Source organism: Streptomyces sp. NPDC057099 (assembly GCF_042671245.1).
GTDB classification, from domain to species: Bacteria; Actinomycetota; Actinomycetes; order Streptomycetales; family Streptomycetaceae; genus Streptomyces; species Streptomyces purpurascens.
Window position 1 is genome coordinate 67,918 of record NZ_JBHUTX010000038.1, and the last position, 9,273, is coordinate 77,190.

Consider the following 9,273-nt stretch of genomic DNA (forward strand, 5'->3'; position numbering starts at 1 on the left):
TCAGCCCGTGCCGTACAGCGTGGTGAGCAGTTCGAGCGCGGCCTGGGCGGCGGGATGCGGTTCGTCCCGCCACCAGGCGAGGCGCACCGCGATCGGCTCGGCGTCGCGCACCGGCCGGTAGACGATGCCGGGGCGCGGGTACTGGTGCGCGGTCGACTCGGCCGTCATGCCCACACAGCGGCCCAGCGAGATCGAGGTCAGCCAGTCGTCGACGTCGTGGGTGGCCTGGGTCGCCGGAGGGGAGTCCGCCGGCCAGAGCCGGGTCGTGGTGGTGCCCGTCCGCCGGTCGATCAGCAGCGTGCGTCCGCCGATGTCGGCGAGCCGCACGGAGCGGCGCCGGGCCAAGGGGTCGTCGGACGCCATCGCGCACAGGCGCCGCTCCAGGCCCACGATCGCGGAGTCGAAGCGGCGGTCGTCCAGCGGTCTGCGGACCACGGCCAGGTCGCAGGCCCCCTCCGCGAGGCCGGCGGTGGCGGAGTTGACGCGGACGAGCCGCAGCTCCGTCTCCGGGTGCGTCTCGGCCCAGCGGCGCTGAAAGGCCAGCGTGTGGCGGCCCACGGCCGACCAGGCGTATCCGACCCGCAGGGTGGCATGGCCCGAGGTGGCCTCCTGGACCAGATCGTCCACCTCGGCGAGCACCCGCCGGGCGTGCCCCAGCACGCGCAGCCCCGCTCCGGTCGGACTCACCTCACGGGAGGTCCGCCGCAACAGCCGTACCCCGAGGGCGCGTTCGAGGGAGGCCAGCGTGCGCGACACGGCCGCTTGGGAGACCCCGAGCGCGATGGCGGCGTCGGTGAAACTGCCCTCGTCGACGATCGCGACGAGGCAGCGCAACTGCCGCAGCTCCACATCCATGACTCCAGCGTATAGACGGAGCCCCGGATACATTTTGCGCAACCGCCGTGCCGTCCCAGGATCGGGCCATGGACGCAGCCTCCGCACCGACGCCGGCACCCGCGCAGGGAACCCTCACGGCCCCCTCCGCCCCGGACCTCGGCGCCCCGCACCCCGCCGGAAAGCGCCTGGCCGGTGTGGTCACCATGTTCGCCAGCGGTCTGTCCAACCAGACCGGCGCCGCGATCGGGTCCCTGGCCTTCCCCGTCCTCGGACCGGTCGGTGTCGTCGCCGTACGCCAGTACGTCGCCGCGATCGTCCTGCTGGCCGTCGGCCGCCCCCGGCTGCGCACCTTCACCAAGCGGCAGTGGTGGCCGGTGCTGCTGCTGGCGCTGGTGTTCGGCACGATGAACCTGTCCCTGTACAGCGCCATCGACCGCATCGGCCTCGGCCTCGCGGTGACCCTGGAGTTCCTCGGGCCGCTGAGCATCGCCCTCGCCGCCGCACGCCGCCGCGTGGACGCGTGCTGTGCGCTGATCGCCGCGGCGGGTGTCGTCACCCTGATGCGGCCGCAGCCCTCCACCGACTACCCGGGCATGGGTCTCGGGTTGCTGGCCGCCGTCTGCTGGGCGTCGTACATCCTGCTCAACCGCACCGTCGGCCGACGCATACCCGGAGTGCAGGGATCGGCCGCCGCGGCCGGAGTCTCCGCCCTGATGTTCCTGCCGGTCGGGATCGTCCTCGTCGTCGACCGTCCGCCGACCGCGGGATCCGTCGCCTACGCCCTCGTGGCCGGCGTCCTGTCCTCGGCCGTCCCGTACCTGGCGGACCTTCTCACCCTGCGCCGCGTCCCGGCCCGGGTCTTCGGGCTCTTCATGAGCGTCAACCCCGTGCTGGCCGCCGTGGTCGGCTGGATCGTCCTCGGCCAGAACCTGGGCTGGACCGAGGCGGCGGCCGTCGCGGCCATCGTGGCCGCCAACGCGCTCAGCATTCTCACGTCACGGGCCTGAGCCCGCTGGGCCCCGCGTGAAGAACCGGGCCACCACGGTCCCCCGCGAAAGCGCGCGGCAGGGGGCGTGGTGACCCGGCTGGAGGGGGGTCAGCGGGTGAAGGTGGTCCGGTGTTCCTTCAGGGAGCCGCAGTTGGAGCCGACCACCTGGACGTACACGTTGGAGATGCTGCCGCCCCAGTCGACGCAGTGACCCTTGCCGCGGACGTAGGTCGGTCCGGCGTACGACTTGAAGAGCCCCGCGTCCGAGTCGCCTTCCTCGGTGTCGGGGACCCAGACGTACGCGGACATGTCCACGGCGGTCCCCGGGTTGTTGCGAATGGTCGTGACGCAGTTGTGTCCGTTGGAGGCGTTGTACGTGAGGTAGATCGTGCCGAGCGAGCCGACGGCCGCGGAGTTCACGGTCTTGTAGCCGCTGCCACAGACCTTCTGCGGAGTCGTGTTGGGCGCGGCGGAGGCGGGCGACGCCAGGGCGGTCATGGTCCCCATCGACAGCGCCGCCACCGCGGACGCGGCCAGGACGGAACGGGTGAATCTCATATTTCCCCCTTGCAACTCTTCGAGGTGGTTGCTCCTGCATGATGTGACCCGCAGGCCGTCCAAAGGGTTGTGCGCCAACTCGCGGGAAATTCAGGCGAGACGGAGGGTGCGCGAGTGTGCCCAGACTCATCCGGCTTTACTCACGGGTCACTTATGGCACACGCGAAGTGCAGAGGATCTGCGCAGGGGTGTCACACAGGCTGCACACGGCCCTTTCAAAGTCTCGTTAGCGTTACGGCTCGATCCCACGTGCGAACGTGACCAGGCTGCGGCCGGCGCGCACGCCGACACAGCCAGCCAGATCGGGAAGACCACACATGGACTACTGCTCCTCGTGCCGTCGGCACCTCAACGGCGCCCTGGTCTGCCCGGGGTGCGGTGCCTACGCCCCGGACATCGACCCCTCCGCGCCCCCCGCGTGGCGTGACGGGAACGTGTGGGACGACCGGACCGTGTGGGACGAGAACCGCGCCGGCACACGGGAGCTCCACCTCGCGTACCCCGGGCCGTTCGCAGGCCGCGAGACCCCGGCCGCGGACCCGGTCACGGACCCTGCCGGTGGCCACGAGACCCCGGACACGGCGCCGTCCGACGGCCACGGGAGCGCGGACACCGCCCCGGCCGACGACTACCGGGCCCCGCAGCAGGGGCGGGCGGCCCGGCGGCGTCAGCTGGCCCGCTGGAAGAAGAACCAGCGCCGGGCCGTGGTGGCGACCGCCGTCGCGCTCGTCGGAGGCGGTCTGACCGTCGCCGCCATGAAGGGGGACGCCAAGCCCGGAGTCCAGGCGGCCACGGCGCCGGAGGACACGACCATGGGCGGCGCCGGGGGAGAGGCCTCGGCGTACACCGAACCGACGTCGACCCAGCGCGACACCCCGCGTTCCACTCCTACGGAGCCGGCGACCGGCAAGGCCCCGCACCGCGAGCAGCCCCGGACCGCCGCTCCCCGCACCACGCCGGCGGACCCGCGGACGGACGCGGCCGCCACGCCCCGCGAGCTGCCGCTGACGACCCCGCAGCAGCGGACCAGCGTCCCGAGCACCGCAGACACGGTCACCGGCACCGCCGGTGCGGCCACGTCGGAGGCCACCGAGCGGACGACACCGCCCGCGTCCGGGAGGGGTGCGGACACGCGGCAGCCCGCGGACTCCACGACACCCCCGCCGTCGGCGAGCCCCACGCCGTCCTCTCCCTCGAACTCCGGATCGGGCTCGGACTCGAAGCCGAAGGAACTCTGCCTGCTCGTCATCTGCCTGGGCTGAGCGACGAGAGGGCGGTCGCCGAAAACCGGTGGCCGCCCGAGGCCCGCTCTTCGTACCTTCGGGCGTATGGCTGACGAGTGCTTCCGGCATCCGCGGCTCGCCGCGGTCTACGACCCGCTCGACCCCGAGCGCGGCGACCTCGACCCGTATCTGCGCATGGCGGAGGAGTTCGGGGCGCGTCGGGTGCTCGACATCGGCTGCGGGACAGGCACGTTCGCGCTGCGCCTGGCCGCACGCGGAATCCAGGTCGTCGGCGTCGATCCCGCCGAGGCGTCCCTCGACGTGGCCCGCGGCAAGCCCGGCGGCGAGCGGGTGCGCTGGATCCACGGCGATGCGACGACCCTCCCGCCCCTGGCCGCCGACCTCGCGACGATGACGGGCAACGCCGCGCAAGAGATCACCGAACCCGAGGACTGGCACGCGTTCCTGCGGGGAGCCCGAGCGGCTCTGCGGCCGGGCGGACGCCTGGTCTTCGAGACCCGGATCCCGGCACGCCGCGCCTGGGAGGAGTGGAATCGCGAGGCCACGTACGCCGCGACGGACATCCCCGGAAGCGGCGCCGTCGAGTACTGGGTCGAACTGCTCGACGTGTCCGGCCCGTTGGTGACCTTCCGTCAGGTCTATCGGTTCGCCGCGGACGGACACGTGCTGACCTCGGAGTCGACGCTGCGCTTCCGCGAGCGGCGGGAGGTCGAGACGGAACTCGTCGCGCGGGGCTTCGTGGTGGAGGACGTACGTGACGCGCCCGACCGGCCGGGCAGGGAGTTCGTGTTCGTCGCGCGACGTCCGGAATCCGCTCACTGAGACGGCCCCGCCGGCTCTGCGCAACCGGAATCCGCCCGTACAATCCTCGCGACCAAATCGGGGGCCGTCGGCATCGGGGGAGATCCTGTTGTGGAAACGATCATCGTGCAGTTGCCCGGTCCCGCACCGTGGAGTGCGGACGAGACGGGCAGTCCCGAACTGATCCACCTGGGCCCCGGGGACATCGCCGACTTCGGACGCGGCATGCCCGGCGGCACAGACGTGCGCATCACCCTGACCGACCCCGGCGTCTCCCGCCGCGCCGGGCAACTCGAGGCGGCCGGTGACTACTGGCGGCTGTCCAACTTCAGCCGCAGCGTGTCGTACGTCGTGGAGAACCTGGAGGGAGCCGGCGAGTACCTCACCGTCGCCCCCGGGCGCCTCGGCGCGCCCGTGCCCTTCGAGTTCTCCCGGGTGGTGCTCCCGGCCCTGTCCGGCAACGCGACCTTCAAGGTGTTCGCACCCCAGCACGCCTACCTCGGCGAGCGGTCCGTGCCGGGCGGCGGGGAACAGACCGTCCATCCCTTCGCCCTGGACCCCACGTCGAAGTACTTCCTCGTCCTGGTGGCCCTGTGCGAGCCCCGGCTGCGCGATCCCTCCGACTCGGCGCTGCCCGGCGTCGGACAGATCGTGGAGCGGCTGCGGCCACTGGAAGGCTGCCGGGACCTGACCCGCTCCGCGGTCAACTACCACATCGACTACCTCGCCTTCGCCAAACTGCGCCTGGACCTGGGCGAGGAGGCCGCGGCCGGAACCGACGGCGGCCGCACCGGTGCCAAGCGCACCCGGCTCGCCTCGGTCGCCCTGCGCTTCGGCCTGGTGCGCGAAGAGCACCTCGGCCTGCTGCCGCCCCGCAGCGCCGGCCGCCTCGCCCCGCAGGAGGCCGGAGCATGACGACACCCGACGCCCAGAACCCCCAGGAATCCCGGGACTCCCAGGAATCCCGGGACGACGACCTCGAGGCGCCCCGCCCTCGACTCCCCGAGGGCTTCCGGATCGAAGGCTGGGAAGTCGGCGCGGTCATCGGCTCCGGCGGCTGGGGGACCGTGTACGAGGCCCGTACGGTCGCCGACGGCACGCCCGTGGCGGTGAAGGTGCTGCCGACCGGTGCCCTGGGCCCCGGCCAGCGCGCCGCGCTCGGTGAACTCGTGGCACGCGAGGTCCGCTTCAGCGCGGAGGCCGACCACCCCCACCTCGTGAGGACCCACGCCGTGTGCACGGTCGAGGCCCCGGAACTGCCCGCCCTGGACGGTGCGATCGCGCTGGTGATGGACCGTGCGGAGGCGAGCCTGAAGGACGTACTGGACGCCGCGGCGAGCGGCAGGCCCATCGACGCTGCCGAACGCGTCCTGCGCGGAGTCGCCGCCGGACTGGCCCATATGCACGACGCCGGCTGGGTGCACGGCGACCTCAAACCCGCCAACGTCCTGCTGGGCCCGGGCGGGCGGGTGTGGCTGGCCGACTTCGGACTGGCCACCGAACTCGACGGCACCCACGCCCATCTGCCGCCGCTCGGCACCCTCGACCATCTGCCGCCCGAGTGGTGGTCCCAGCGCACCGGCACCGAGGGCGCCGTCGTCCGGCCCACCGCCGACATCTGGGCCTTCGGCGTCCTCGCCCACCAGGTGCTCACCGGCGGACTGCATCCCTTCGCGGGCGCGACGGCCCGGGCCCGCTCGCTCTCCGCCCAGAGCTACGCGCGCGGCACCGCGCCCCTGCGGCTCGACGCCGGCCTCGGCGACGACCTGCGCCGGCTGATCGCCGACTGCCTGGCCCCGGACCACACCACGCGCCTCCCGCACACCGCGTCCGACATCGCCGCCCGGATCGAGGACATCACCGGCAGTCCGCGCCGCCGCCGGCGACGCCTCGTACCGGCCGTCGCCGCCGGGTTCGTCGTCCTGACCGCCGGAGCGGTCGCCGGGGTGGCACTGCTCGGCGGCGGCATCGGCACGTGGGACGACGACCGTGACGGCGACGTCTCCGCCACCGTCACCGACGCGCGCAGACCGGTGCCGGGCGAGATACCCGCGGACTCCGACGTACCCGAGGCGCTGCGCCCCGTCATCGCCCGCGCCGCCCACCGCTGCACCGACGAGGAGATCACGCCCGTCCTGCTCGCCGCGCTGATCAAGGCCGAGAGCGGCTTCGACACGAAGGCGTCCCGCCCGGAGAGCGAGGAGTACGGCATCGCCATGTGGACCCCGTCGGTGTTCCGCGCCTGGGCCGTGGACGGGGACGGCGACGGCGACAAGGACCACATGTCGCCGCCGGACGCGATCTCCACGATGAGCCTCTACGTGTGCTGGCTCGACCAGCGCTTCAAACAGGCCGGGCTGCCGAAGAAGGACCTCCCCGCGCTGGTCGCGGCCGGCTACCGCACCAGCGACCGCACGGTCATCGAGGAGGGCGGCGTCCCTGCCCGGGTGCGGCCGCACGTGGACAAGGTGCTGCGCTACCTGGCCGAGTACGAGCGCTGACCCCCGGGCACACGCGAGCGGTGGGCCGGACCCGACAGGGCCCCGCCCACCGCTCGTCCCCCGTTCCCGTCACGGCCGCGCCGAGGCGCACTCCGGGACGTTCGGCAGCCGGTTGTCCGGCGAGCTGACGTAGATGTTGGAGATGTAGCCCCCGTACTGGGGCAGGTAGGCCCACCATTCGTTGGTGTAGGGCGGCACGCTGACCACCTGGCCCCGGACCTGACAGCCCACCAGCACCTCGACCCCGGCCGGGAGCTGCGTGACCCGGCCGTCGCCCGTGGCCGGTCCGTTGCGGACGTTCACGAACTCGCCCCAGGTGCCGAACCAGGTCCCGGCGGGCCGCACCCCGCCCGGCACGTTCAGCGAGCGGGTCAGCCGGCCGAGGTCGGTGTAGGCCTTCCCGTACGACGTCCCGACCGGATGCAGCGTCAGCACCGCCACGATCGTCCGGTCGTCCGTGCCCACCGTGCCGGTGGTGTGCAGCGCGGGACGGGTGAGATCCACGGCCGCGGCGCCCTTCGCGGCGGGAGCGGGGGCCGGTTCCGCCGCGGCCGTCGTTCCCGACGCGCCGCACGTCCCCTTCGCGTACTTCCCGGACCAGCCCTGCTTCACCGCCCAGGGGCGCTCGAACGACCCGGCGATGCCGAAGTGCTGGTCGAAGCGGTCCGAGGCGCAGCGCGTGGAGCGGCGCAGATTGTCCATGACGAAGTCACGGACGGGCGCGGGCGCCTTGTCCAGGAGGTAGCGGTAGATCGCCACGGTGTCGCGGGCCGACAGGGCGGTGTAGCCCCAGTAGCCCTCGTACCCGGCGGGCGGCGGCGCGGTGTCGCGCAGGCCGAGCCGGGCGGACATCCGGTCGATGATCGCCGGGCCGCCGCGATTCGACCAGTAGTGGTCCGCGGCATCGTCCCAGCTGCTGCGCAGCATCGGCTCCAGCCGGGCCCGGTCGGCCTCGGGGACGGTGTAGTCGGGCCCGCGGTCCCACAGGAAGTCCAGGGCCAGCAGCAGTTTGACGACCGACGCGGACCGGAACCGCGCGCTCTCGTCGACCTGTTCGGTGAAGGTGCCGGTACGGCGGTCGAAGACCGCGACCCCGGCGGTGACACCGTCCGGGATCCGGACGGCCTCGGCGCTCCGGTCGGCCTCAACGGCCGTGGCCGGCCGGGGGACCGCCGTCGCGCCGCCCGGAAGCGACACGATCGTGACGACGGTCGCGAGCGCGGCGGCGCCGCGCAGGAGAGTGCGCATGGTTGCCCTTCATGTCGCCCGAGTGTCCGGCGGGACCTGCCCCGCGCCGCCACATTAGGAGGAGGCCGGGGGCGGGCGGTCCTGACGTATGTCAGGGAGCCCCCGAAACGGGACGACCTGGGGGTTCGACCCTGATAAGTGTCAGGTGTCGGGGATGTGGTGACGGCCCTTACGGTCACGACCAGACCACCCGTCGACAACGAAAGAGAGCTCATGAGCCGCCGATCGCTCAGGACACTGCTGGCCGCCGGGGGCGCCGCCGCGGTGATGGCGCTCCTCCCCACCTCCGCCCAGGCCGCCCCGTACTCGGGCGGCAACTACGGGGCCTACGGGATGGAGGGGCAGTACCCCACCACCTCCTTCTGCTCGGGCTCGTTCCGGCAGATCGGGGCCACCAAGTACGCCGAAGGCATGGCCCTGAAGTACTTCTACTCCGACAAGTGCGGTTCCTTCGCCCGGATCGAGAGTTCCCGGCCCGGCTGCGCGGCCGTGCTGCAGCGATCCAACAGTGGCGCGGGACGGGTCGACGGATGGGTCTCCGAGACCGTCGACCCCGGCATCAACTACGCCTACACGCAGATGGGCAACAACCTCAACGGTCGCGTCTCGCGCGCGCTGCTCTCGTGCGACGGCCACGACCTGACCTCGACCGGCTGGTACTGATCCGCACCCCCACCACACAGGACGACAAGAAGGAGTCAGTCATGCGCAGACACCTCCGGCGCGCCGCATGTCTCGCCCTCGCGGGCGCGGCCCTGATGCTGTCGCCCGTCACCGCCAACGCCCAGGAGCAGGCGCCCGATTCGGGAACGTCGACCCAGCAAGTTCAGTCCCGGGGCGGCTACTTCCTCGGCGACGGCGTCAACATCCGCAGCAGGCCGGTGGACGGCACGATCCACGGCCAGGGGTACTTCCGCGAGACGTTCACCGCCCACTGCTGGAACGGCGACGGCCACTGGATCTACCTGACGGCCCACCGGGGCAATGTCACCGGCTGGGTCAAGGTCGACTACGTCTACTACACGGACATGGGCCCGATGGGCTACTGCTGACCGGCACGAGCCTGCGGCGGGTCACCGATCACCCGGTGACCCGC

Annotated in this window: 10 protein-coding genes; 7 read left to right on the forward strand and 3 right to left on the reverse strand. The window is 72.5% G+C overall.

The window, feature by feature from the left end:
* Positions 1 to 855 carry a LysR family transcriptional regulator gene (locus ACFT4A_RS32210; RefSeq protein WP_382837145.1) on the reverse strand — a complete coding sequence of 285 codons (855 nt, stop codon included), beginning with the start codon at positions 853 to 855 and terminating at the stop codon, positions 1 to 3.
* A gap of 68 nt (positions 856 to 923) precedes the next feature.
* Between ACFT4A_RS32210 and ACFT4A_RS32215 the strand changes: the two genes are divergently transcribed.
* A complete protein-coding gene (locus tag ACFT4A_RS32215) occupies positions 924 to 1,844 on the forward strand; it encodes a DMT family transporter (protein WP_382837148.1) in 921 nt (306 codons plus the stop codon).
* Positions 1,845 to 1,933: 89 nt separating this feature from the next.
* On the opposite strand, the gene ACFT4A_RS32220 is transcribed toward ACFT4A_RS32215, so the two are convergent.
* Positions 1,934 to 2,383, reverse strand: coding sequence for a spore-associated protein (locus ACFT4A_RS32220; protein ID WP_382837151.1), 450 nt, complete (start codon positions 2,381 to 2,383; stop codon positions 1,934 to 1,936).
* A gap of 317 nt (positions 2,384 to 2,700) precedes the next feature.
* Between ACFT4A_RS32220 and ACFT4A_RS32225 the strand changes: the two genes are divergently transcribed.
* The 4 genes from ACFT4A_RS32225 to ACFT4A_RS32240 all read left to right on the forward strand — a co-directional run bounded on the left by ACFT4A_RS32225 (position 2,701) and on the right by ACFT4A_RS32240 (position 6,929).
* Positions 2,701 to 3,645 (forward strand): hypothetical protein, encoded by a 945-nt coding sequence (locus ACFT4A_RS32225; protein ID WP_382837154.1) that lies wholly within the window; start codon positions 2,701 to 2,703, stop codon positions 3,643 to 3,645.
* A gap of 66 nt (positions 3,646 to 3,711) precedes the next feature.
* Positions 3,712 to 4,449 (forward strand): class I SAM-dependent methyltransferase, encoded by a 738-nt coding sequence (locus tag ACFT4A_RS32230; RefSeq protein ID WP_382837157.1) that lies wholly within the window; start codon positions 3,712 to 3,714, stop codon positions 4,447 to 4,449.
* Positions 4,450 to 4,539: 90 nt separating this feature from the next.
* Positions 4,540 to 5,343: a serine/threonine protein kinase gene (locus ACFT4A_RS32235; protein ID WP_382837159.1), complete on the forward strand. Its 804-nt coding sequence runs from the start codon at positions 4,540 to 4,542 to the stop codon at positions 5,341 to 5,343.
* A complete protein-coding gene (locus ACFT4A_RS32240; RefSeq protein WP_382837162.1) occupies positions 5,340 to 6,929 on the forward strand; it encodes a serine/threonine-protein kinase in 1,590 nt (529 codons plus the stop codon). The genes ACFT4A_RS32235 and ACFT4A_RS32240 overlap by 4 nt, the downstream gene beginning before the upstream one ends.
* A 69-nt stretch (positions 6,930 to 6,998) precedes the next feature.
* Here ACFT4A_RS32240 and ACFT4A_RS32245 read toward each other — a convergent pair whose 3' ends face one another.
* Positions 6,999 to 8,177: a hypothetical protein gene (locus tag ACFT4A_RS32245; protein ID WP_382837165.1), complete on the reverse strand. Its 1,179-nt coding sequence runs from the start codon at positions 8,175 to 8,177 to the stop codon at positions 6,999 to 7,001.
* A gap of 213 nt (positions 8,178 to 8,390) precedes the next feature.
* On the opposite strand from ACFT4A_RS32245, the gene ACFT4A_RS32250 reads away from it, so the two are divergent.
* On the forward strand, positions 8,391 to 8,840 hold the full coding sequence (locus tag ACFT4A_RS32250) for a hypothetical protein (protein ID WP_382837167.1): 450 nt from the start codon (positions 8,391 to 8,393) through the stop codon (positions 8,838 to 8,840).
* A 41-nt stretch (positions 8,841 to 8,881) separates the two neighbouring features.
* A complete protein-coding gene (locus ACFT4A_RS32255; RefSeq protein ID WP_382837170.1) occupies positions 8,882 to 9,229 on the forward strand; it encodes a hypothetical protein in 348 nt (115 codons plus the stop codon).
* The last annotated feature ends 44 nt before the right edge of the window (positions 9,230 to 9,273 follow it).

What these genes read in the sequence shown, in the direction of transcription:
- ACFT4A_RS32210 (WP_382837145.1), bottom strand. Translation starts at nt 855, where the DNA reads ATGGATGTGGAGCTGCGGCAGTTGCGCTGCCTCGTCGCGATCGTCGAC.
- ACFT4A_RS32215 (WP_382837148.1), top strand. Translation starts at nt 924, where the DNA reads ATGGACGCAGCCTCCGCACCGACGCCGGCACCCGCGCAGGGAACCCTC.
- ACFT4A_RS32220 (WP_382837151.1), bottom strand. Translation starts at nt 2,383, where the DNA reads ATGAGATTCACCCGTTCCGTCCTGGCCGCGTCCGCGGTGGCGGCGCTG.
- ACFT4A_RS32225 (WP_382837154.1), top strand. Translation starts at nt 2,701, where the DNA reads ATGGACTACTGCTCCTCGTGCCGTCGGCACCTCAACGGCGCCCTGGTC.
- ACFT4A_RS32230 (WP_382837157.1), top strand. Translation starts at nt 3,712, where the DNA reads ATGGCTGACGAGTGCTTCCGGCATCCGCGGCTCGCCGCGGTCTACGAC.
- ACFT4A_RS32240 (WP_382837162.1), top strand. Translation starts at nt 5,340, where the DNA reads ATGACGACACCCGACGCCCAGAACCCCCAGGAATCCCGGGACTCCCAG.
- ACFT4A_RS32245 (WP_382837165.1), bottom strand. Translation starts at nt 8,177, where the DNA reads ATGCGCACTCTCCTGCGCGGCGCCGCCGCGCTCGCGACCGTCGTCACG.
- ACFT4A_RS32250 (WP_382837167.1), top strand. Translation starts at nt 8,391, where the DNA reads ATGAGCCGCCGATCGCTCAGGACACTGCTGGCCGCCGGGGGCGCCGCC.
- ACFT4A_RS32255 (WP_382837170.1), top strand. Translation starts at nt 8,882, where the DNA reads ATGCGCAGACACCTCCGGCGCGCCGCATGTCTCGCCCTCGCGGGCGCG.